The sequence below is a fragment of the Dactylosporangium fulvum genome, from assembly GCF_025137375.1.
In the GTDB taxonomy this organism is placed as follows: domain Bacteria; phylum Actinomycetota; class Actinomycetes; order Mycobacteriales; family Micromonosporaceae; genus Dactylosporangium; species Dactylosporangium fulvum.
In genome coordinates this window covers 9,399,219-9,421,144 of sequence record NZ_CP073720.1, presented here as the reverse complement: position 1 = coordinate 9,421,144, position 21,926 = coordinate 9,399,219, and the positions used below count along the sequence as shown (strand labels likewise).

The window sequence follows — 21,926 nt, the reverse complement described above, 5'->3', positions numbered from 1 at the left end:
CCGTCCTGCTGCGCGACGCCCCGCTTCGGCGTCTTCAGCCGCGATCGCGCGGCGGGGCGGCCCACGGCGAGGTCGGCGGATTTTCCCGCCGCTCACCCTCTTCGTCCGCGCTGTTGCCCGTGGCTTCCCCGGCCGCGGACCCCTGCGGCCCGGTCACGATGCGGGTCGTGGCGTCGGTGTCGGCGCTGTGCTGCCCGAACCCGAGGTTGGTGGTGGCGTCGGGGTCGAACTGGACGGTGGCCTCGTCCGCGTTGACGTCGACGGTGGGCAGCTCCCCGGCCTCACCGGGCGCGGCGTGCCGAGGCCGGGAGGGCACCGGAGCCTGCCGCCCGGGGTGGAAGGCTTCGGTCTCCTCTTCGCGCACTCCCCGCCGGATCGGCGTGAACCCGTCGAACGAGGGCCCGGCGAGAATCGACGGTGCATCGGCCACCGGCCCGCGAGCAGCCCGAGACGGAAGCCCGGCCGGGGTGGTCCCGGCACCCTCGATCACCTGCGTGGCGTCGTCCCCACCGGGCGCCTCGTCCGGACGCTGCGCGGCGGCCGACCGGCTGTACCCGAGCGCCGGCGACTCCACCCCACCCAGACCCGCGGTAGACCCGGAGGCGAGCACCGCGGCGCCCGGTTGCGGGCTAGGCGGTGCGGCGGGCTGCGGGGCCGGTGGCGCGGAGGCTGGCGGCCCGGAGGCTGGCGGTGTGGAGGCCGGTTGCGGGCTCGGCGGTACGACTGGCGATGCCGAGGCGGGCGGTGCGGAAGCAGGCGGCGCCGAGGCCGGATGCGAGCTCGGCGGTGCGGAGTCGGCCTGCGCGGCTGGCGGCGCGGAGGCCGGTGGCGCTGAGGCGGGCTCTGCGGCTGGCGGCGCGAAGGTCGGTTGCGCAGCCGGCGGTGCTGAGGCGGGCTGTGCAGTCGGCGGCGCGAAGGTCGGCTGCGCAGCCGGCGGTGCTGAGGCGGGCTGTGCGGCAGGTGGCGCGGAGGCCGGCTGCCCCGAGACCGGCGACCCGGACCCGAGGGCCGCGAGCCGCTCGTCGATGGAGGGACGCCCCCCACCGTACGGTGGCGGCGGCGACATCGGCACCGTAGGCGGCCGGGCAGGCAACGGAGCGGTGGCATCCTCCGACGCCGAGCCGCCCGGCCCGGCCGTTCCCTGCCCACCGCCCGGCACGCCACCAGGAGCCCCGGTCCACGGCGTGGCGGGCCCTCCGGACACCGGCCGCCCACCGGCAACGGGCTGATCCTGCTGCCCGGTCCCGGCGGCCGAGCCGGATCCCGTCTGCGTCCCGACTCTCGGCGCGGCTGCCGAGTCAGGCGTCAACCATGCCGGCGCACCGGACACCCCCGAGGGAGGCCCTGACGACACGGCCGGCGCGGAAGCCCCCGACGGCGCGCCCGGCATCGGCTGAGCCCCGCCGGCATAGCCCACACCGGGCGCTCCTTGGGCAGCCCCCGGCGGCGTGAAGCGTTCGGTGGAAACCGGCCGTGGCGGCACCCCCGGCGGTGCGGGCGGGAAAGGCCCGGGCGGCGAACCGGGCGCCACAGCCGACTGCGGAGCCGGCGGCGCCGAAGAAACCGGCGGCGCCGACGACGGCGCGGACGAGACCGGCGCCTGTGCGGCGGGCGGTGCCGACAAGAACGGCGGTGCCGAGGACGGCGGAGCCGAAGAGACCGGCGGTGCAGACGAGAACGGCGATCCCGAGGAGGGCGGCGCCGAGTACGGCGGTGCCGAAGCGGCTGGCGGTGCTGACGAGAACGGCGGTGCCGAATTGACCGGCGGTGCCGAGTACGGCGGTCCCGAAGCGACCGGCGGTTGTCCCGGGAACTGCGGGGCCGACGAGGCCGGCTGGACCGGGAACGGGGGCGCTGAGGAGACCGGCGGCTGGGCCGGGAACTGCGGGGCCGACGAGGCCGGCTGCGCCGGGAACGGGGGCGCCGAAGACACTGGCGGCTGGGCCGGGAACGGTGGCGCCGAAGAGACCGGCGGCGGTGACGACACCGGGGCGTGCGGGGCGGCAACCGGCGGGGGCTGCTGGAACAACGGAGGCGGGGCCGAAACCGGCTGCGTCTCGTCCGTCGGCTGCCCGAAGGCGCCTCCGGCCGCACCGCCAACGCCGGCGGCACCGAAGCCACCGCCCGCACCGAAGCCACCGGCCGGGCTCGTGCCGGCACCACCGGCCACGCCCTGACCACCGCCGACACCGCCGGCCGCGCCCGGGCCACCGGCCGCGCCGAAGCCACCGCCCGCGCCCGGGCCACCGGCCGCGGGGAAGCTACCGCCCGGGCCGAAGCCACCGCCCGGGCCGGCACCGCGTCCCGCGCCCGGGCCGCCTGCGCCGATGCCGCCAGCTGCGGCCGCGCCGAAGCCGGCGCCCGCGCCGACAGCGCCGGCCGGCGCTCCCGAGGACGGGACGGGCGGGCCGGGCAGGATCGACGTCGCGCCGGCGGAGAGTTCCGCGGTCTGGTTGGGCGTCGTGGCGTACGGCGGGCGGGCGCCGAACTGCGGGGCGGGCTTCGGGCCCTGACCGAGCGGGTACTCGTGGATGTCGACCGGGCCGGCCGGCTCCGCGGGCACCTCGACGACCGCGGGCCAGGTCCGCCACCGTTTCACGCTCGCCGCCGCGATCAGCAGGGCCAGGCCCAGGACCGCCGTCGTGCCGTTGGCGACCGGCACGGTCAGGTCGACGGTCAGGCCGCCGAGCTCTAGATCGTCGGGCAGCCCGCTCATCGTCGACAGCGGGTCGATGAACAGGCTCACGTACGTGGCGAGCAGCGCCAAGCCGGCGACGATCGGGCCGGCCGGGGAGATACGTAGGGTGGCGATGAGGCCGATCAGCAGGCCGGCGCCCAGCAGGTAGGCCGCGGGTGCCAGGAGGTCGACGGAGTCGAAGGCGCCGCGTGCGACCCAATCTTCCACAGTTTTTGTGGATTTCTGCTGTCCGACGGCGATCAGCAACCACGCGATCGGGGCGATGAACATCCCCGCGATCAGGCTTCCTACGTGTCGCATGGCTCGCACCGTACCGTCTTTGTCATGACCGAGCACACCGGCCGATCGCCCAGCCGTCCGACTGGCTACTCGCGGGTCACCTTGAGTCGGATCATGACCGCGGTGGACGTCAACCTGTACGGGACGGTGCACGGCGGGGTCATCATGAAGTTCATCGACGATGTTGCCGGCGCCGCCGCCGCGCGCCACAGCGGCGGCACGGCGGTGACGGCCTCGATCGACGAGATCGTGTTCGCGGAGCCGTTGCGCGTCGGCGACCTCGTCCACGCGTTTGCGCAGGTCAACTGGACCGGGCACACCTCGATGGAGGTCGGCGTCCGGCTGGTGGCCGAGCGCTGGGACCAGGTGCCGGAGTCCGAGCCGGTGGTCGTCGCGACGGCGTACCTCGTGTTCGTCGCCGTCGACGCCGAAGGCAAGCCCCGGCCGCTGCCCGCGGTGGTGCCCGACTCGCCGCAGAACGAGGGGCGCTGGCGAGAGGCGGAAATCCGACGCGAGCACCGTCTCGCCCGCCGGGAAGCCATCCAGCGACATCGAAATCACAAACACTAGGGAGCCGGGACGGAAGCACCCGGGAACAGCCGCCCGGCCATCGGACAAGAAGAGGTGTGGACCCGGAAGGCAACCTCTTGATCGCGGACGGCTTCACGGCCCTCTACGACCGGCACGCGCGGGCGCTCTACCGCTACTGCGCGCGCCGGGTGGGGCCGGATCTCGCCGAGGACGCGGTGGCGCAGACGTTCCTGATCGCCTACGAGCGACGGAACGTCATCGAGAGCGGCACCGCCGATCCGCTGCCGTGGCTCTTCGGCGTCGCCACCAACGTCCTGTTCCGCTATCGCCGCGACGAGGTGCGCGGCTACCAGGCGCTGGCCCGGACCGGAGCGGACCCGGTGCTGGCGCCGGCGGCGGCAGTGGGTGCTGGCGAGCGCCGGGGCCGCCGCCGCGGTGGCCGCGGTGGTCGGTGCGGTGGCGCTGATCAACCCCGGGGCGCCCGCACCCTCCGAAGTCGGCGTGCCCGGTGGGCCGGCGGCCGGCGAGCAGTCGGAGAAGCCGGTGCCGGTCGCCCACGGCACGCGGGCACCGGTCAACCCGGCGGTCAGCGGTGACGGGGGCGCGACGCACGCGAACGCGGTCGCCGCGCTGGACCGCCTGGCGGCCGCGGCGGCCGATGCGCAACCGCTGCCCGTGCCGATGCCCGAGAACAAGGCGCTGTACGTGAAGACGTACAACCTGCAGGACGGCGCCGGCCGGTACGTCCACGAGGTCTGGCTGGACCCGTCGATCGCCACCCCGCTGCGGATCCGGCGTACCGACGGGGCGACGACCGACATCGACGACACAAGCTCCCAGGCCGAGATCGACCAGGGCGCCGGCGAACCGCCGAGCATCTGGCACCCGGTGCCGGCGTACTACAACAGCCTGCCGGCCGATCCGGCGGCACTGCTCGACGCCTGGTACTGGACCTCTTCGGGCCGTGACGTCTGGCTCGGTCGGGCGAGTCCAGGAAGGCACCGGGCGGCGCCGCGAGCCACAAGGTCCCGTCGACCGGACAGGTGCCGTCGAACAAGGTCAACGGTTTGAGCCATCGGACCGGGGCCGACAGGGCGGCGGCAGTACCGCCGAGCGGCGCGACCGCCGGAACAGGACGACGGTCGCGCCGATCGGTCGAGCGCATCGTCATGGCCGTTCCGGAGAGGTCTGTCTCGAACATCCGTGTGGCCCACATCAAAACAGGGCATCGGGTAGGGGTCGCCCACACTGAGCGATCGTTCGAGCGTGCAGCAATATGGATCGCATGGCGAAGGAGCTGTGGCGACCCCCGGCAGACGTGCTCGAACACACCCGCATCGGGACATTCCTGCGCTGGTTGTCCGCGGAGCGCGGCCTCGACTTCGGCGGCGACTACCGGGCGCTCTGGCAGTGGTCGGTCGACCGGCCCGCCGAGTTCTGGCGGGCGATCTGGGACCACTTCGAGGTCGTCGCGCACGCGACGCCGACCGCCACGCTGGCCGACGCCCGGATGCCCGGCGCCGACTGGTTCCCCGGCGCCCGCCTCAACTACGCCGAGCACGTGCTGCGCATGCCCGGGGTCGCCGACGACGAGCCGATCGTGTTCGCCGTGTCGCAGACCCGCGAGCCGATCACGCTGACCGCCGCGGAACTGCGCGAGCAGGTCCGCCGGGCACGGGCGGGCCTGCGCCGGCTGGGGGTCGGCGAGGGTGACCGGGTCGCCGCCTACGCCCCGAACATCCCGGAGACGTTTGTCCTGCTGCTCGCGACCGCCAGCGTCGGCGCGATCTTCTCCAGCTGCGCGCCCGAGTTCGGCACCCGTTCCGTCGTCGACCGCTGGCAGCAGATCGGGCCGAAGGTCCTGGTCGCCGTCGACGGCTACCGCTACGGCGAGAAGCCCGTCGACCGCCGCGCCGAGGTGGCGGCGATCCGCGAGGCGCTGCCGTCGGTGGAGACGGTGGTCGAGATCGCGTACCTCCACGGCGGCACCGACGGATGGGCCGACCTGACGCGGGACACCGACGAGCCGCTCGAGTTCGCGGCGGTGCCGTTCAAGCACCCGCTGTACGTCCTCTACTCCTCCGGCACCACGGGCCTGCCGAAGCCGATCGTGCACGGGCACGGCGGCATCCTGCTCGAGCACCTCAAGATGCTGGCCCTGCACCACGACCTCGGGCCGGGGGACCGGTTCTTCTGGTTCACCACCACCGGCTGGATGATGTGGAACTACCTGGTCTCCGCCCCCGCCGTCGGCGCCGCGATCGTGCTGGTCGACGGCAACCCGGCGCACCCCGACCTGGGCTGGCTGTGGCGGGTCGCCGCCGAGACCGGGATGACGTACTTCGGCACGTCCGCGCCGTTCCTGCTGTCCTGCCGCAAGGCCGGCATCGTGCCGAAGGAGATTGCCGACCTGTCCGCGCTGCGCGGGGTCGGGTCGACCGGGGCGCCGCTGCCGCCCGAGGGCTTCGAGTGGGTCTACGAGGTGGTGTCGGACCGGGTGCTGCTGGCCTCGGCGTCCGGAGGTACCGACGTCTGCACCGCGTTTGTGGGAGGTGTACCGCTACTGCCGGTCCACGCCGGGGAGATCGCCTGCCGGGCGCTCGGTGCGCGCGTCGAGGCGTTCGCGGCCGACGGCACGCCCGTCGTCGGTGAGCTCGGCGAGCTGGTCATCACCGCGCCGATGCCGAGCATGCCGGTCGGCTTCTGGGGCGACGAGGACGGTTCGCGGTACGCCGACGCCTACTTCGGGACGTATCCCGGCGTCTGGCGGCACGGCGACTGGATCACCGTTGATGCCGGCGGTGCCTGTGTGATCACCGGCCGCTCCGACGCCACCCTCAACCGCGGCGGTGTCCGCCTCGGCACCAGCGAGTTCTACTCCGTGGTGGAGGGCCTGGACGACGTCGTCGACTCGGTGGTCGTACACCTCGAGGATCCCGAGGGCGGTCCGGGGGAGCTCCTGCTGTTCGTCGTGCTGCGGCCCGGCGTGACGCTCGACGACACGCTGCGCGGCACGATCGCGCGTGAGCTGCGCACCGCCCTGTCCCCGCGGCACGTGCCCGACCAGGTCTTCCAGGTCGAGGCGGTGCCCCGCACGCTGTCCGGCAAGAAGCTGGAGGTGCCGGTGAAGCGGATCCTCACCGGCACCCCGGTCGAGCAGGCGGCGGCCAAGGGCGCGCTGGCGAATCCCGAGTCACTGCGGTACTTCGAGGCCGCGCGCGCCCGCCGCGACTAGACCGTCGGCCCGACGAGGTGGGTCGCCTGCTCGGTTTCGGCCCGGGCAGGCAGCTTCGCCAGGTCGGTGTGCGTGCTGACCACGATGCTGGCACCGGCCGTGAACGGTGCGAGCAGCCAGTCGACCGGCCACGGGTAGGCGTCGGCGTCGACCAGCACCCGCCCGCCGGTGATGCCGAGCTCGGCGGCCCGGGCGGCGGCCCGCTCGATCAGCGCGGCCTGGCCGACCGGTGTGCCGTCGGGGTCGACCAGCGCGACCGTGTCGGCGGTGACCGGCGCGCCCGGGAAGTGGTCGCCGTGCTGCCGCACGTCGGCGACGTAGTCGGTCCAGCCGGGCGGGACCTCACGCAGCGGCATCCCCATCGGCGCCAGGCCGAGCACGAACCGGTCCGCCGGGCCGGCCGGGGTGCCCGCCTCGACGGCCTGCAACGAGGCGAACTCGACGTCGGCGCCGTCCGCGGTCGGCTCGCCGTAGGCCACTGCGAGCCCGGCCGACCAGGCGCCGAGCAGCACCGCCGCGGTCTGCCAGTGCGGCGGCAGCCAGACGGTGGCCTGGTCGCCGGGGCCGAGGCCGCAGCCGTCGACGAGCAGGTTCGCCGTCTTCGACACCCAGTTGGCCAGGGTCGCCCCGGAGAGTTCGATCCGTTCCCCGCTCGCGTCGTCGTAGAACGTGAACAGCGGAAGTGACGGATCTTTCGCGACAATTGCCGCAAAGAGTGAAGGAACTGTATTACCCATATGTCCGGAAAATCCCTTCCATAGCATCTTGGCATGCATGTACGGGCAACGCGACGATACCGGCGCCGCAAGCTTGTCGCCGTCGTCGCCTGCACCCTCACGCTGGTCGCACCGGGCAGCAACACCGCCACGGCCGACCCGCTCACCACGCCGGTCGCGCCCGTCGACCTGGCCGAACCACTCGCCTGGGCGAACCCCGTCAAGACGAGCGGTAGCGAGGGCGTCACGCCGCAGGTCACCCGGCTGGCGCTCGGCGACTTCAACCGGCCGGCCGCCGGGGTCAGCGCACAGTCGGGGACGCTGAGCGACGTTCCGCTCGCCGAGGGATACCGCCGTACGAGGCAGACCCGCACGCTCACCATGACCCGTGCGTCCACCGGACGGTTCAGCGCCGTCGGCGTGACCTGGCGCGAGAGCGGGAGAGTCGGCGCGATCAGCATCGCCGTCCGGCACCACGTGCCGGGCGGGGCGTGGAGCAGCTGGCGGACGGTGAGCGCCGGGGAACTGGACCGCGACCCCGTCCAGGCGCCGGAGGAGAGCGCCGGAAACATCCAGCGCGGCGGCTCCGACCTGCTGTGGCTCGGGCCCAGCGACGGCATCCAGCTCTCCGTGACCTCGATCAGCGGGTCCGTGCCGCACGACGTCACCGCCGATCTCATCGACCCCACCGACGCGCCGCTGGACTCCGCGCCGGTCGCCACCGCGACCGAGGCCGCGCCGGTCGGGCTCACGCCTTTCATGCCGCCGATCAACCGGCGGGCCGCCTGGGGCGCCAACGAACAGCAGATGAGCTGGCGCCCGCAGTACGCCAACTACGTCAAGGCCGTCGCCGTGCACCACACCGCGACCAGCAACAACTACACCCCGGCCGACGTGCCGAAGATCCTCCGCTCGATCTACCAGTACCAGACCGTCAGCCGGGGCTGGGGCGACATCGGCTACAACGTGCTGGTCGACCGGTTCGGCCGGCTCTGGGAAGGACGCTCCGGGGGCCTCGCCCGGCCGGTCGTCGGCGCACAGGCCGGCGGCTTCAACACCGGCACCGCGGGCATCGCCATGATCGGCGACTTCCGGTCGACGAGCGTGCCGCCGGCCGTCGTGGAGTCCGCCGCGAAGTACACCGCATGGAAACTTTCACTCAGCCAGGCCATCGATCCCCGCGGTACCGTCACGCTCACCGGCGGCGGGTCGACCTCGCGGTATCCGGTCGGCACCACGGTCACGGTCCCGCGCGTGTTCCCGCACCGGCAGACCAACCCCACGGAGTGTCCCGGCGACAAGGCGATGGAAGTGTTGCCGCAGATGCGCAACCGGGCCGCCGAACTGCTCGGTGACATGGTGAAGCCGGACATCGTGCGCACACTCATGGCCACCTACCGTCCGGCCGACGGCACCGTGTGGCTGCAAGGGATACCGCAGCCGGTTTTCACGACCGGGCCCAACGAGATCGCCGTGCCGGCCGACTACAACGGCGACGGCAAGGTCGACGTGGCCACCTGGTCGCCGACCACGGGCATCTGGACCATGCTGCTCACCGGCGAAGGCCCGCGGAAGGTGCAGTGGGGACTGCCCGGAGACATCCCGGCACCGGCCGACTACGACGGCGACGGCAAGGCCGAGCTGACCGTCTTCCGGCCCACCAACAGCACCTGGTACATCAAGGGCCTCGGCGAGCTACGGCTCGGCTCGCCCGGCGACCAGCCTGTTCCGGGCGACTACACCGGCGACGGGCGTGCCGAGGCCGCGATCTGGCGCCCGTCGACCGGGTTGTGGGCGATCTACGCCTTGCGTGAGTTCCACTTCGCCGAGCCCGGCGGGATCGCCGTGCCGGCCGACTTCAACGGTGACGGCGTCATCGAGCCGGCGACGTGGTCACCGACGACGCAGCAGTTCACGATCGACGGGCTTCCACCGATCCGGCTGGGCGACCCGGGCGACACGCCGTTGGCAGGGCAGTTCGACGGCGACGGTCGCGCCGATCTCGCGGTCTTCCACGACGGACGGTTCGAAATTCGCGGCGTGGGCAGGTATGACGTAGGGCTGCCCGGCGACATAGCGATGCCGCTCGGCTGAATCCTGGGTGGAAGTCAGGTCCCAGTCGCGTCGTGGACATCGATCATCGGCGGATCGGGCGTAGGCTTTGGGCCGGAACGTCGCATCGAGTCCAGAAGGAGTCGCCAAGTGACCCCCGGCCGTCCGCCACGCGTGCTCGTAGACGCCACGAGTGTCCCAGCTGACCGAGGCGGTGTGGGGCGCTATGTCGATGGCCTGCTCGGCGCCCTGGGCGCGCTCGACGCGGACCTGGCGGTCGTCTGCCAGCGCACCGATGCGGAGCGTTACGGCAGGCTGCTGCCGAATGCCCGGATCATGTCCGCGCCCGCGGCGGCGGCGCACCGGCCCGCCCGGCTCGCCTGGGAGCAGACCGGTCTGCCGATGCTCGCCCAGCAGGTCGGCGCGCAGGTGCTGCACTCGCCGTTCTACACCTGCCCACTGCGCGCCGGTTGTCCGGTGACCGTGACCGTGCACGATGCCACCTTCTTCACCGAGCCCGAGCATTACGACAAGTCGCGCCGCACCTTCTTCCGCTCCGCGATCAAGACCTCGCTGCGGCGGGCCAGCCGGGTCATCGTGCCCAGCAAGGCCACCCGTGACGAGCTGATCCGGCTGCTGGACGCCGATCCGACCCGCATCGACGTCGCGTACCACGGCGTCGACCCGGATGCGTTCCACGCACCCAGCGAGGACGAGAAGGCCCGGGTCCGTGCCCGGCTCGGCCTCGGCTCGACCGACTACATCGCCTTCCTCGGCGCCAAGGAGCCCAGGAAAAACGTGCCCAGCCTGATCCGTGGCTGGATCGCCGCGGTGCGGGACCGGGCCGACCCGCCCGCCCTCGTGGTCGCCGGCGGCCAGGGCCACGACGACGAGATCGACGGCGCGATCAGCGAGGTCCCGAGCCACCTGCGCCTGCTGCGGCCCGGCTACTTGCGGTATGCGGACCTTCCCGGCTTTCTCGGCGGGGCGATCGTCGCCGCCTACCCGTCCTTCGGCGAGGGCTTCGGCCTGCCGATCCTGGAGGCCATGGCCTGCGGCGCACCCGTGCTCACCACACCGCGGCTCTCCCTGCCCGAGGTCGGCGGCGACGCCGTCGCCTACACCGGCCCCGGCCCCGACGAGATCGCCCGCGACCTCGTCGCGCTGCTTGACGACACGGAGCGGCGTAATGCGCTGGCGAAGGCCGGCGCGGCACGCGCCAAGGAGTTCACCTGGGAGTCGAGCGCCGAGGTCCACCTCGCCGCTTGGGCGAGAGCCGCCGGTCCACGGTATTGACGGCGCCGCCGGCACTCACACCATTCTCACCCGTCACGCCATGTCGGCGCTTGACGTCACCTTCTGAAACCGAGCCAGGCGATTTTGGTAATGGACACGACACCGTCGAGTTGTTGGAAGGTGCCCTCTCCTGGGCATGATTGGGCCGTGTTCTACGCGGTGATTCCTGCAGGTGGCAGTGGCACGCGGCTCTGGCCGCTGTCGCGAGCCGGTCATCCGAAGTTCCTCCACGCGCTCACCGGCACGCCGTTGTCGCTGCTCCAGGCGACGTATGGCCGCTTGGAGGCGCTTGCGGCACCGGAGACGACATTTGTGGTCACCGGGGTGGCGCACGCAGCCGCCGTGGCCCGGCAGCTGCCCGGCCTGCCTGAGGGCAACATCCTTGTCGAGCCGACCCCGCGCGACTCCTGCGCGGCGATCGGCCTGGCGGCGGCCGTGATCGCCCGCCGCGACCCGCACGCCGTCATGGGGGCCTTCGCCGCCGACCAGCTGGTCCGCGACGTGCCGGCCTTCACCGAGACGCTCACCAAGGCGATCCAGGGCGCCGAGGACGGCCTCTTGATGACGATCGGCATCACGCCGACCCATCCGGAGACCGGCTACGGTTACCTGCACGTCGGCGAGCCCACCGGCACCGGCGACGTGTGCAAGGTTGCCGAGTTCGCCGAGAAGCCGGTCCTCGATGTCGCCAAGCGATACGTCGAGTCGGGCGAATACCTGTGGAATGCGGGGATGTTCGTCTGGCGCGTCGACGTCTTCCTCGACGAGCTCGCCCGCCAGCAGCCGTCGCTGCACGAGGGCCTGATGCGCATCGCCGAGGCCTGGGACACGCGGGAGCGGGAAGAGGTGCTGGCCGAGATCTGGCCGGGCCTGACCAAGATTTCCGTGGACTTCGGCGTCATGGAGGGCGCCGGCCGGGCCGGCCTGGTCGGCACGGTGCCGGGCAACTTCGGCTGGAACGACGTCGGCGACTTCCACACGCTGGGTGAGCTGCTGGAGACCGACACAGCGGGCAACGTGGTGGTCGATCTGGGGCTGGAGTCATCGTCCCAGTCCAAGCCGACGGTGCTGATGCAGGAGTCGGAGCGCATCGTGGTGGTGCCCCACTCGGGCCGTCTGGTGGCCGCGGTGGGCGTCAACGACCTGATCATCGTGGACACCCCGGACGCGCTGCTGATCTGCCCGCGGGCACGTGCCCAGGACGTCAAGAAGCTGGTGGACTCCTTGAAGGAGCGCGGCTCGATAGAGCTGCTCTAACCGTCGTGATGCGGGGTCGCGCCCCCGGCTGGTGTGGCCGGGGCGCGACCCGCCCAAGACGCTCGCCCGGCCACTGCCGTTCCCCTCGTGCCGGTCTCACGGCGTGGCGGGCGTGCAGGCCGTGCCGGCGGGCCGCTCTGCCGGGCCGGCCGGTCGGATTCATGATCGCGGAAGCTTGACGTGGCTTCGTGGGTTCCGGCCGTGATCTCTATGCGTTCGCGATCACGAGTGCGTCGGTTGAGCGCGGCTCGTGGCCCGGCCACCGTTTCAAGATCACGGAGACTCAGTGCACCCCTGGCTACACCAACTTTTCCGTGATCTGTGAAGGATTTTGTCAAGCATCGCCGGGCCGCGTGCCTGCGACGCCGGGCCGCGCGGCCGGCCGTGCCTTAGCGACGCCGGGCCGCGACGCCGGGCCGCGACGCCGGGCCGCGGCGTCTGTGGCCCCGTGGTGCGGGGTGGCCGTGCTCCGCGCTTGGCTTGACCCGGGTTCCTTGATCGTCGGAAACATCTGGCTGCCCAGGCAGCCCGAAGTTTCCCTCGATCTACGAACCGCAGCCGCACTACCCAGCCAGGCCCAACCGCCGCACCCGTGATCGCGAACTTGCCGCGATCACGGCCACAAACCGGCCGGAACCTGTGACGACAACCCCCCTCGCTCATGATCGCGGAGGCTCCGCGGGACTCTTGACAGTCCCGGCTCCGCCGCGGCCGCAATCATGAGTGCCGCGGCTGGGGCGCGGTCGGGCGGTTCGGCCACCGTTTCATGATCGCGGAGCGTTTGTGCACCCCTGGAGCCTGTTGCGCAATTCGGATCCCTCGCGCGCGTCAACCCCGACAACCGCGCCGATCTTGGAGTTGTGGTCCTTGACAAATCCGGACAAATTCGGAGGTTCATGGCGCCACAACTCCAAGATCGGCGCGTAGTTGGGCCGCCAACGCTGTCCCAGCGAATTACGCAACAGGCTCCAGGGGTGCACAAACGCTCCGCGATCATGAAACTGGCCGCTCGATCCCGCGCGCTTCGCCCCGGCGCTTGGCCATGATTGCGACAAGTTCGCGATCACGTGGGCGGAGCCCGGAGGGTGCGGCGGTTGAGGTCGGTTGCCCGGCGTGGCGGACGCGACCAAGAACGTCGGCCTCGGTGGAAATCCGTGGCCGGGGTCGCTCGCCGGGGCGGCCGCATCCTTCCGGCGATCAGGACCGACCGGAGTGGTTTCACGATCCGGTCCGGGTGGATCACCGCGGGGTCGAAGGTCGGGCGGTTGATGTGGTAGGTGGACGGTATTCCGCTGGGGAATACCGTGTGGAGTGGGGGTATCCCGTCCGCGGGTCCGCCGCGACAGCGTCCGCCAGATGGGGCCTGCGGGCGGTCGCCCGGGGCGGGGCCGCGGGTGTGCGGGTGCCGCAGCGGCGGTCACGGTGCGATCCGCTGGTCACGGTGCGATCCGCTGGCCATGGGGTGATCCGCTGGCCACGGTGATTCGCCGTGCCGCCTGTCCTGGACCGTCCAGACCGCGCTGCCGTGGTCGTGCCTCGCCGTCACCAGGGTCTCGCGACTCCGTCAACCGGATCGTGAAATCGCTCCGGACCGGAGGTATGGCAGAACCAGGAAGCTATGCGCTGCCCTTGGCCCAGGCCAGCGCCGGCGCGACCAGGGGTTCCGTTGCGCCGGCCAGTGGGGTGGGCAGGGCGTCGGGGGTGAACCAGGCGAGCGCGGTCGACTCGGCGCTCACCGACTCCACGGCGCCGGGCGGGGCGATCGCGGCGTAGCGGACGTCGTAGTGCAGCGACGGGCCGCCCGAGCACTGCACATGGTGCACGTCCAGGCCGATGGGCGCCTCGCTGATCCGCAGGCCCGTGATGCCCGACTCCTCGGTCGCCTCGCGCAGCGCGGCGCCGGCCACCGACAGGTCGCCCGGCTCGCAGTGGCCGCCGAGCTGGACCCAGCGCTTGATCCGGCCGTGCAGGCAGAGCAGGACCCGCTCGGCCGCCGCGTCGACGACGAGCGCGCTCGCCGTCACGTGCCCGCCCGCGTGCTCACGCCACATGGTGGTCGCATCGGACCTTACGAATCCGAGAAACCGCTGCCGGGTCGCCTCGGCCTCCGCCGTCGGCGCCGTCCAACTCGTCAGAACCGCAAGTGCGTCGTCGTGCAGCGTCATAGTGACGGTAGGCTACCGCGACCGATCGCCAGGACGCCGAGGGGCACGCCGCCTTCCGGCACGTCGGCCGTCAGCCGAGGGTCGTCGCCGGCCTCGATCCAGACTGTCGCGAGGCCGTCAGCAGCGAGAACGGCCCGCAGTCGCTGGATCTCCATGCCGACCTCAACGGCCCGTGCGAGGTCGCCGACCGGCGCCCAAGCGACGATCGCCACTGCGGTGTTGTCCGGAACGATCACGCTCCGTGTCCGCGGGAACGGCAGATCGGGCAGGGTCACCGGACCAGGCTGGAACGCTGCGGCGTCCGTGACCTCCGCCGAGACACGCAGCCCGCGGGCCACGGCCTCCGCCGTGCCGAGCGAGAACAGGTCGGCGTCGGCGCCCCGGATCAGCTCGGCCGCTCCCGTGCCGTGCCCTTCGGTGCGGATCGGCAGTCCTCGGACCACCGCGACCGGCACCTGATCGGTCTTGCCCTTCACGAGGTCGGCGGCGGCGGCCAGCTCGTCGACGACGGCCATCTGGGTCAGCTGGAGCTCGTTGCCATACGCGTCGCGGCGTCCCCGATAGTCGGTGAGCGCGTCGATCCCGGCCGCGCCGATCGCGACGTCGGTGAGCCCGAGCCGCCACGGCCGGCCCATGGTGTCGGTGACCACGACGGCGACGGCGAGCCCGAAGCGCTCCCGGAACTCGTCGCGCAGCCAGCGTGCCGACGCGTCCGGGTCCTTGGGCAGCAGCACCAGGTGCGTCGGGTCGACGTTGGACGCGTCGATGCCGGCCGCGGCCAGCACGAACCCGTGGTGCGTCTGCACGATCCGGGTCGCACCCCGCCGCGCGACCACCCGGGCCGTCTCCGCGCGCAGGACCGCCTCGCGAGCCGTCTCCCGGGCCGGCTCGTCGAGCGGGATCTCGACGAGCTGCCCCTCGGTCTTGCTGATCACCTTGCTGGTGACCACGAGAATGTCGCCGTCCTCGATCCAGGGCGCGGCATCCCGGATCAGACCCGCGAGGTCGGCACCCGGGCGCACGTCGCCGATGCCGACGACCGGCAGCACCGAGAACCCCTGGGTCATGACACGCCCGCCACGGACAGCGCGGCCCGGACGATGGCGCCCGTGGCTGCCTCGTCGGTCATCCACAGCGGTCTGGCGTGCACCGTCAGCCCGGGCACCTCGACGCCCGCGTCGGACTCGTCGACCAGCCAGCCGTCGAGCACGCCGCCGGCGCTGCGGGCGCCGAACAGGCCGCCGACGCCGGCCGGGCTGCACTCGACGCCGACCACCGCCAGGCATTTGTCGGCCATGCCGCGCACCGGGGCGGTGCCGATGATCGGCGACACCCCGACCACGGGCGCCTTGCCGGTGGCCACCGCCTCGCGGACGGCCGGAACGGCGAGGATGGGTGCGACGCTGACCACCGGGTTGCTCGGCGCCACTAGTACGACATCTGCGGCGGCCAACGCGTCCAGCACGCCCGCCGCCGGCTTGGCCGTCTCGGCCCCCACGAACACGAAGCGCTGCGTCGGCAACTCCGCGCGGTGGCGGATCCACCACTCCTGGAAGTGGATCGCCTTCGTCACGCCGTCGACCTCGACCACCGCGTGCGTCTCCACCCGGTCGTCGCTGGCGGGCAGGACGCGGATGCCCGGCTGCCAGCGGTCGCACAGCGCATCGGTGACCGCGGAGAGCGGATAGCCGGCGTCGAGCATCCGGGTGCGCACCAGGTGCGTGGCGATGTCCTTGTCACCGAGACCGAACCAGGTGGGCTCGGCACCGTAGGCCGCCAGCTCCTCCTTGACCGTCCAGGTCTCACCGACCCGGCCCCAGCCACGCTCCGGATCGGCGCCGCCGCCCAACGTATACATCACGCTGTCGAGATCGGGGCAGATCCGCAGCCCGTGCAGAGTGACGTCGTCGCCGACGTTGACCACCGCCGTCACCTCGGCGCCCACCTCCCGGGCCACCGCGCGCACGCCGAGCAGGAAGCGCGCGCCGCCGATGCCGCCGGCCAGAACCACGATCCGCATGCCGTCAATCCTGCCCCACCGGTACGACACTTCTCCGCGGGGCCGTCGGTCTTCCGGTGCACGCAGGATTCGGGAGCAGGGACTAGGCTTCGAGCGACCTGTTTGCGATATCCACGCGTGTTCATTTCGGGAGAGCCAGTGAGCACCCAGCCACCCGACCCGACCTCGTCCGCGGCGTACTCGCCGCAGCCGGCCACCTCGCCGTACGCATCCGTGGCCCAGCCTGTCGTGGCTCAGCCGAAACCCGCGGAAGAGAAGAAGGCGCGTCAGTTCACCTCGCCGCACCGGGAGCTTGTCGCTCTCGTGCTGCTCGGCGTGAACGGCGTCTTCCTCCTCGCCGGGCTGATCACCCTGCTCACGTCGCTGGCCAGCGACTTCCTGGGCAACGCGGGCTCGTCCTTCGGCTCGTTCGTCTCCGTGGAGACCATCGCGTTGCCGATCCTCGCGGTGCTGATCGCCACGCACATCGAGCCGGCGGCGCCGAAGGCGCGCCTCGTCGTCCTCGGTGCGCTGATCGAATACGCGGTGTCCGCGCTGTTCGGCGTGGTGCTGCTGCTCGCCGGCCTCATCGGCGACCTGCAGCCCGACAGCGTGCGTCTCGGGTACGTGTTCGCCGCCTTCCTGGGCCGCCTGGGCGGTCTGGCGCTGCTCGGGCTCGTCCTGTTCCTGGTCATCCGCGTCTACCTCGGCGCATACGCACCCGCCAAGCCGCCGCAGGGTGTGTACGGTCAGCCGGCGTATCCGTACGGCCAGCCCGGATACCCGTATGCCCAGCAGCAGTACGGGCAGCAGACCGGCTCCTTCCAGCAACCTGGCTACGCGGCCGGCGCGCAGACCGTCCCGGTGCCGCAGGGCTACCCGGCACAGCCCGGCTACCAGCAGCAGACCGGCGGCTGGGCCAACCCGCAGACGACGGGCAGCAACCCGGTTGCCTCCGCCGCCGCGGCGGCGGGCTACGCGAGCCAGAGCTTCCCGGCGCAGCAGGCTCAGCCCACGTCCACCGGTGCCCCCGCGTTCACCGCGCCCACCTCCGCGGTGCCCGCGCCGACCTCGGCCGCCCCGGCGTCCGGCGCGCCGGGTTACGCCGCACCGGCCTCCGGCGCTCCCGCCTTCGGGGCCCCGGGCACGGGCGCCCAGGCGACCGGCGCACCCGCGTACACGGCTCCGGCATCCGGGGCGCCGAGCTTCGGCGCTCCCGCTTCCGGCGCTCCGTCGTTCGGCACGGGTGAGCCCGTCTCCGGTACGCCGTCCACCGAATCGCCGCTGAGCTCGCCGTTCGCGTCGTACAACGCACCGGCCACCGCGGCCGCCGACGAGCCGGTCTCCGCCTCGCCGGCCGACAGCGGCCCGTCGACGCCGCCGTCGGGCTTCGCCGCGGCCGGCTGGCCGGGCGGCACCTCCACGCACCCGGGGCCGCAGGAGAGCGCCCCGGTGCCGCAGGCGGAGGGTGAGGCGGCTTCGCCGTTCGGCAAGACGGGCGCCTTCCCGCCGGCCGGCTCCGACGCCACCACGGCATTCGCCCCGGCCTCCCCGGACGAGGCGCCGCCCGCGGTCGTCGCCGACGCCGAGGCACCGGCGGACACCGAAGCGACGGGCAGCATCCCACCCGCGGACCCGGACGCCACGGCCACGGTGATCCACCAGGCCGCGGACCCCGAGGTCACCGGCACCGTGACCCAGGCGACAACCGGACCCCGGACCGGGGACCCCGAGGCCACCGCGGCGTTCCCGCACGTCCAACCCGCCCAGGCGGACAGGCCGGCGGACCCGGACGCCACCACCGTGCTGGGGACGTCCGGCGAGGAGCCGACCGCTGCCAACATCGCCAACCCCACCTCCGGGGACGACGACACGCAGCGCACGCAGGTGATCCCGCCTCGCAGCTGAAACGACGAAAGATCTTGGAGGTCCACCCGGTGGGCCTCCAAGATCTTGCTGCGCGGCGGCATCGGGGACTAAGTCACATTCGCGGTAGGCGTTGATCCGTTCGGCGGCAGCTTAGGCTGCAATGTGTGACCTTTGCAGCCAGAAGTACCGAGGGCAACGCGATGCGCCGCGCCCTCCGTCGCGCGGCCGACGGTCGCCCGCTCGACGTGACCGAGGCGGCCGTCCTCCTGACCGCCCGCGATGCGGCCCTCGACGACCTGCTCGCCGTGGCGGGCCAGGTGCGCGACGCGGGGCTGGCCGACGCCGGTCGTCCGGGCGTGGTGACGTACTCCAAGAAGGTCTTCATCCCGCTCACCCGGCTCTGCCGCGATCGCTGCCACTACTGCACGTTCGCGACGGTCCCGCACCGGCTGCCCAGCGAATACCTCGAGATCGACGAGGTGCTCGCGATCGCCAAGGAGGGCGCGGCGCAGGGCTGCAAGGAGGCGCTGTTTACACTCGGCGACCGCCCGGAGGAGCGGTGGCCGCAGGCCAAGCGGTGGCTGGACGAGCGCGGTTACGACTCGACGCTGGACTACCTGCGCGCCTGCGCGGTGGCGGTGCTGGAGCAGACCGGCCTCCTGCCGCATCTCAACCCGGGCGTGCTGTCCTGGGCCGAGCTGCAGCGGCTCAAGCCGGTCGCGCCGAGCATGGGCATGATGCTGGAGACCACGGCGACCCGCCTGTGGTCGGAGCCGGGCGGCCCGCACTTCGGCTCGCCCGACAAGGAGCCCGCGGTGCGGCTGCGGGTGCTCGACGACGCCGGCAGGGTCGGCGTCCCGTTCACCACCGGCATCCTGATCGGCATCGGCGAGACGCTCGAGGAGCGCGCGGAGTCGCTGTTCGCGATCCGCAAGACGATGCGGGAGTACGGGCACATCCAGGAGATCATCGTCCAGAACTTCCGCGCCAAGCCCGACACGGCGATGCGCGGGATGCCCGACGCCGAGCTGCACGACCTGGCCGCCACGATCGCCGTCACCCGGCTGGTCCTCGGCCCGAGGGCGCGCATCCAGGCCCCGCCGAACCTCATCGACGAGGAGTACGGTCTCCTCCTGCGGGCCGGCATCGACGACTGGGGCGGCGTCTCGCCGGTCACGCCCGACCACGTCAACCCCGAGCGCCCCTGGCCCGCCATCGACGAGCTGGCGCGGCAGAGCGCGAAGGCGGGCTTCACGCTCAGGGAGCGCCTGACCATCTACCCGGAGTACGCCAAACGCGGCGTCCCGTGGATCGACGCCCGCCTGGCGGCCCATCTCGCGGCGCTGATGGACGCGGAGACCGGCCTCGCCGACGAGCGCGCGATGCCGGCCGGCCTGCCGTGGCAGGAGCCGGACGGCGGCTACGAGGACAGTGGCCGCACCGACCTGCACGCCGCGATCGACACCGAGGGCCGCACCGACGACCGCCGCGGCGACTTCGACACGGTGTACGGCGACTGGCAGGAGGTCGCCGCCCGCGTGCGGACGACCAGCGTCCAGCGGCTCGACAGCGACGTCCACAGTGGATTGAAGCTGGCCGCGGAGCATCCGGCGAAGCTGCTCGACAAGGAGCACGAGGCCGAGGCGCTGGCGCTGTTCAATGTGGACGGCCCCGGGCTCGAGGCGCTCGTCGGGATCGCCGACGACCTGCGCCGTGATGCGGTCGGCGACGACATCACCTACGTGATCAACCGGAACATCAACTTCTCCAACGTCTGCTACGTCGGCTGCCGGTTCTGCGCGTTCGCCCAGCGCGAGCGGGACGCCGACGCCTACCGCCTGTCCTACGAGCAGGTCGCCGACCGGGCCGAGGAGGCCTGGCACGCGGGCGCCTCCGAGGTCTGCATGCAGGGCGGGATCGACCCGAAGCTCCCGATCACGGCATATGCGGATCTGGTACGGGCCGTGAAGGCCCGCGTCCCCGACATGCACGTCCATGCGTTCAGCCCGATGGAGGTCGTCACCGCCGCGGCGAAGGCCGGCGTCTCGATCCGCGACTGGCTCGTCCAGCTCAAGGAGGCGGGCCTGGACACCATCCCGGGAACGGCCGCGGAGATCCTCGACGACGAGGTCCGGTGGGTGCTCACCAAGGGCAAGCTGCCGACGTCGGCGTGGGTCGAGGTGGTCACCACCGCGCACGAGCTGGGCATCCGGTCGAGCTCGACGATGATGTACGGCCACGTCGACCACCCCGGCCACTGGCTCGGCCATTTCCGGGTGCTGGCCGGGATCCAGGACCGCACGGGCGGCTTCACCGAGTTCGTGGCGCTGCCGTTCGTCCACCACAGCGCGCCGATCTACCTGGCCGGCATCGCCCGGCCCGGCCCGACCTGGCGCGACAACCGGGCCGTTCACGCGATGGCCCGGGTGCTGCTGCACGGCCGGATCGACAACGTCCAGTGCTCGTGGGTGAAGCTCGGCGACGAGGGCACGGTGGCGATGCTGCGCGGCGGCGCCAACGACCTCGGCGGCACGCTGATGGAGGAGACCATCTCGCGGATGGCCGGTTCGGAGCACGGCTCCGCCCGCACGAGGGAGGAGCTCGAAGCCATCGGTAAGGCCGCGGGTCGCCCGGTCCGTGAGCGCACGACCGTCTACGGCCGGGTGTCCGCCAGGTCCTAAGGCAATGCCCCGGTCGTCGGCACCATGGCGATGGCCGCGATGATCCCGGCGAGCAGCAGGAGCATGAGGATCCGGCGGCCAGGGATGAGTATCGCCAGCAGCAACGCGCCGCCGGTGACACGCAGCGGGTGGGTGTGCACCTGGACGACCGGCCAGCCGATGTTGGGCAGGATCAGCCGCACCGGCCCGATCACGTGGTTCCGGTCGACCGCCTTGGCGTCCGGCTGCTGGTTGGCGTCGCCCTTGAGCACGAGCGTCCCGTCCGCGGCCTGGCTGACGACGCGGTGCGTGACGGGACCGCGCGGGTCGGTGTACGTGACGATCTCGTACACCGCCACCGACTTTGCGTGCGGATCGACGAACACTAGGTCACCGGAGTGCATCGCCGGCGCCATCGAGTCCGACGTCACGACGTAGGGCTTCCATCCCAGCCCGACGATCCCGACGGTGAAGACGATGACGGACAGGGCCACACCCAGGAGCAGCCGCTGGATCACTGCCGCCATTTCGGCTGCCGCCACGGCGGCTTGAGCAAACTCACGAAGACTTCTTCCGGCGCGTCCGGCGTGTCGCCCGTTACCTCCGGCGGGTCTTCATCGGTATGGGTACGGCACGTGGGTAAGAGTGATCGCCCGGGTGGGCCTATTTATCAGGTTCGGCTTGACGACGCACGCATTACACGCGTGTAATTTCACGGGGGATGTTCGAGGGTGAGTGCAGTCAGTCACCTAGCGGACATAAGGGAACACCGCGCCGAGGTACTACACCTTGTAGGACATGCGCCTTCCGCGTGGGGGGTTGCGCCGGCATTGACGCCGGTGCGCAAGAAGGAGGCACGCTGATGGACGGCCGACCAGTCGTGGCCGACCTGCTGGGTAACGCTCCGGAGTGGCAAGAACGCGCTTTGTGCTCGCAGACCGACCCGGAGGCATTCTTTCCGGAGAAGGGTGGGTCGACTCGCGAGGCCAAGCGCATCTGCTCGCGCTGCGAGGTGAGGGCGGACTGCCTGGAGTACGCGTTGGGGCATGACGAGCGCTTCGGAATTTGGGGCGGTCTCTCGGAGCGAGAGCGCCGCAAGCTCAAACGACGGGCTGCCTAGCGGGATCGGAAATGCATGTGAAAATTGGGCGCTGGCGATGCCGGCGCCC

17 protein-coding genes are annotated in these 21,926 nt (G+C 72.1%); 11 read left to right on the top strand and 6 right to left on the bottom strand.

Features of this window, described 5'->3' with window-relative positions; translation table 11 throughout:
- Positions 1–34: 34 nt before the first annotated feature.
- Complete coding sequence (locus tag Dfulv_RS43370; protein ID WP_259859637.1) at positions 35–574, bottom strand: hypothetical protein; 540 nt, start codon at positions 572–574, stop codon at positions 35–37.
- 1,419 nt (positions 575–1,993) lie between these two features.
- Here Dfulv_RS43370 and Dfulv_RS43365 point away from each other — a divergent pair.
- From Dfulv_RS43365 to Dfulv_RS43345, 5 genes are all read left to right on the top strand, one after another.
- Entirely contained in the window at positions 1,994–2,695 is a 702-nt protein-coding gene (locus Dfulv_RS43365; RefSeq protein ID WP_259859636.1) for a hypothetical protein, read from the top strand.
- 327 nt (positions 2,696–3,022) lie between these two features.
- Entirely contained in the window at positions 3,023–3,547 is a 525-nt protein-coding gene (locus Dfulv_RS43360) for an acyl-CoA thioesterase (protein WP_259859635.1), read from the top strand.
- A 56-nt stretch (positions 3,548–3,603) separates the two neighbouring features.
- Complete coding sequence (locus tag Dfulv_RS43355; RefSeq protein ID WP_259859634.1) at positions 3,604–4,104, top strand: RNA polymerase sigma factor; 501 nt, start codon at positions 3,604–3,606, stop codon at positions 4,102–4,104.
- Positions 4,052–4,579: a hypothetical protein gene (locus Dfulv_RS43350; RefSeq protein ID WP_259859633.1), complete on the top strand. Its 528-nt coding sequence runs from the start codon at positions 4,052–4,054 to the stop codon at positions 4,577–4,579. The genes Dfulv_RS43355 and Dfulv_RS43350 overlap by 53 nt, the downstream gene beginning before the upstream one ends.
- A 214-nt stretch (positions 4,580–4,793) precedes the next feature.
- Entirely contained in the window at positions 4,794–6,743 is a 1,950-nt protein-coding gene (locus Dfulv_RS43345) for an acetoacetate--CoA ligase (protein WP_259859632.1), read from the top strand.
- Here Dfulv_RS43345 and Dfulv_RS43340 read toward each other — a convergent pair.
- A complete protein-coding gene (locus Dfulv_RS43340; RefSeq protein WP_259859631.1) occupies positions 6,740–7,480 on the bottom strand; it encodes a TIGR03089 family protein in 741 nt (246 codons plus the stop codon). The two genes, Dfulv_RS43345 and Dfulv_RS43340, sit on opposite strands and share 4 nt — an antisense overlap.
- A gap of 33 nt (positions 7,481–7,513) precedes the next feature.
- Here Dfulv_RS43340 and Dfulv_RS43335 point away from each other — a divergent pair, with 33 nt between their 5' ends.
- The 3 genes from Dfulv_RS43335 to Dfulv_RS43325 all read left to right on the top strand — a co-directional run bounded on the left by Dfulv_RS43335 (position 7,514) and on the right by Dfulv_RS43325 (position 12,064).
- On the top strand, positions 7,514–9,553 hold the full coding sequence (locus tag Dfulv_RS43335) for an N-acetylmuramoyl-L-alanine amidase (protein WP_259859630.1): 2,040 nt from the start codon (positions 7,514–7,516) through the stop codon (positions 9,551–9,553).
- A gap of 108 nt (positions 9,554–9,661) precedes the next feature.
- Entirely contained in the window at positions 9,662–10,807 is a 1,146-nt protein-coding gene (locus tag Dfulv_RS43330; protein WP_259859629.1) for a glycosyltransferase family 4 protein, read from the top strand.
- Positions 10,808–10,954: 147 nt separating this feature from the next.
- Entirely contained in the window at positions 10,955–12,064 is a 1,110-nt protein-coding gene (locus Dfulv_RS43325; protein ID WP_259859627.1) for a mannose-1-phosphate guanylyltransferase, read from the top strand.
- 1,616 nt (positions 12,065–13,680) lie between these two features.
- Here Dfulv_RS43325 and Dfulv_RS43320 read toward each other — a convergent pair.
- Genes Dfulv_RS43320 through cofD form a run of 3 tightly spaced genes read right to left on the bottom strand, consistent with a single transcriptional unit; the run spans position 13,681 to position 16,249 of the window.
- Positions 13,681–14,229 (bottom strand): NUDIX hydrolase, encoded by a 549-nt coding sequence (locus Dfulv_RS43320; RefSeq protein ID WP_259859626.1) that lies wholly within the window; start codon positions 14,227–14,229, stop codon positions 13,681–13,683.
- Positions 14,226–15,296: a coenzyme F420-0:L-glutamate ligase gene (locus Dfulv_RS43315; RefSeq protein ID WP_259859625.1), complete on the bottom strand. Its 1,071-nt coding sequence runs from the start codon at positions 15,294–15,296 to the stop codon at positions 14,226–14,228. The genes Dfulv_RS43320 and Dfulv_RS43315 overlap by 4 nt, the downstream gene beginning before the upstream one ends.
- Positions 15,293–16,249, bottom strand: coding sequence for a 2-phospho-L-lactate transferase (gene cofD / locus Dfulv_RS43310; protein WP_259859624.1), 957 nt, complete (start codon positions 16,247–16,249; stop codon positions 15,293–15,295). Before cofD ends, Dfulv_RS43315 begins: the two co-directional genes overlap by 4 nt.
- Before the next feature lie 138 nt (positions 16,250–16,387).
- Between cofD and Dfulv_RS43305 the strand changes: the two genes are divergently transcribed.
- Both Dfulv_RS43305 and Dfulv_RS43300 read left to right on the top strand, forming a co-directional pair.
- Positions 16,388–18,136 carry a hypothetical protein gene (locus Dfulv_RS43305; RefSeq protein WP_259859623.1) on the top strand — a complete coding sequence of 583 codons (1,749 nt, stop codon included), beginning with the start codon at positions 16,388–16,390 and terminating at the stop codon, positions 18,134–18,136.
- 161 nt (positions 18,137–18,297) lie between these two features.
- Entirely contained in the window at positions 18,298–20,778 is a 2,481-nt protein-coding gene (locus tag Dfulv_RS43300) for a bifunctional FO biosynthesis protein CofGH (RefSeq protein WP_259869329.1), read from the top strand.
- Here the strand turns inward: Dfulv_RS43300 and Dfulv_RS43295 are convergent.
- Positions 20,775–21,284 carry a signal peptidase I gene (locus tag Dfulv_RS43295; RefSeq protein WP_259859621.1) on the bottom strand — a complete coding sequence of 170 codons (510 nt, stop codon included), beginning with the start codon at positions 21,282–21,284 and terminating at the stop codon, positions 20,775–20,777. The genes Dfulv_RS43300 and Dfulv_RS43295 overlap by 4 nt on opposite strands.
- A 335-nt stretch (positions 21,285–21,619) precedes the next feature.
- Here Dfulv_RS43295 and Dfulv_RS43290 point away from each other — a divergent pair, with 335 nt between their 5' ends.
- Positions 21,620–21,877 carry a WhiB family transcriptional regulator gene (locus tag Dfulv_RS43290; RefSeq protein WP_033364663.1) on the top strand — a complete coding sequence of 86 codons (258 nt, stop codon included), beginning with the start codon at positions 21,620–21,622 and terminating at the stop codon, positions 21,875–21,877.
- Positions 21,878–21,926 lie beyond the last annotated feature (49 nt).

Coding starts and splice junctions, on each gene's coding strand:
- Dfulv_RS43360 (WP_259859635.1), top strand. CDS start 3,023: ATGACCGAGCACACCGGCCGATCGCCCAGCCGTCCGACTGGCTACTCG.
- Dfulv_RS43345 (WP_259859632.1), top strand. CDS start 4,794: ATGGCGAAGGAGCTGTGGCGACCCCCGGCAGACGTGCTCGAACACACC.
- Dfulv_RS43340 (WP_259859631.1), bottom strand. CDS start 7,480: ATGGGTAATACAGTTCCTTCACTCTTTGCGGCAATTGTCGCGAAAGAT.
- Dfulv_RS43335 (WP_259859630.1), top strand. CDS start 7,514: ATGCATGTACGGGCAACGCGACGATACCGGCGCCGCAAGCTTGTCGCC.
- Dfulv_RS43320 (WP_259859626.1), bottom strand. CDS start 14,229: ATGACGCTGCACGACGACGCACTTGCGGTTCTGACGAGTTGGACGGCG.
- Dfulv_RS43315 (WP_259859625.1), bottom strand. CDS start 15,296: ATGACCCAGGGGTTCTCGGTGCTGCCGGTCGTCGGCATCGGCGACGTG.
- cofD (WP_259859624.1), bottom strand. CDS start 16,249: ATGCGGATCGTGGTTCTGGCCGGCGGCATCGGCGGCGCGCGCTTCCTG.
- Dfulv_RS43300 (WP_259869329.1), top strand. CDS start 18,298: ATGCGCCGCGCCCTCCGTCGCGCGGCCGACGGTCGCCCGCTCGACGTG.
- Dfulv_RS43295 (WP_259859621.1), bottom strand. CDS start 21,284: ATGGCGGCAGTGATCCAGCGGCTGCTCCTGGGTGTGGCCCTGTCCGTC.
- Dfulv_RS43290 (WP_033364663.1), top strand. CDS start 21,620: ATGGACGGCCGACCAGTCGTGGCCGACCTGCTGGGTAACGCTCCGGAG.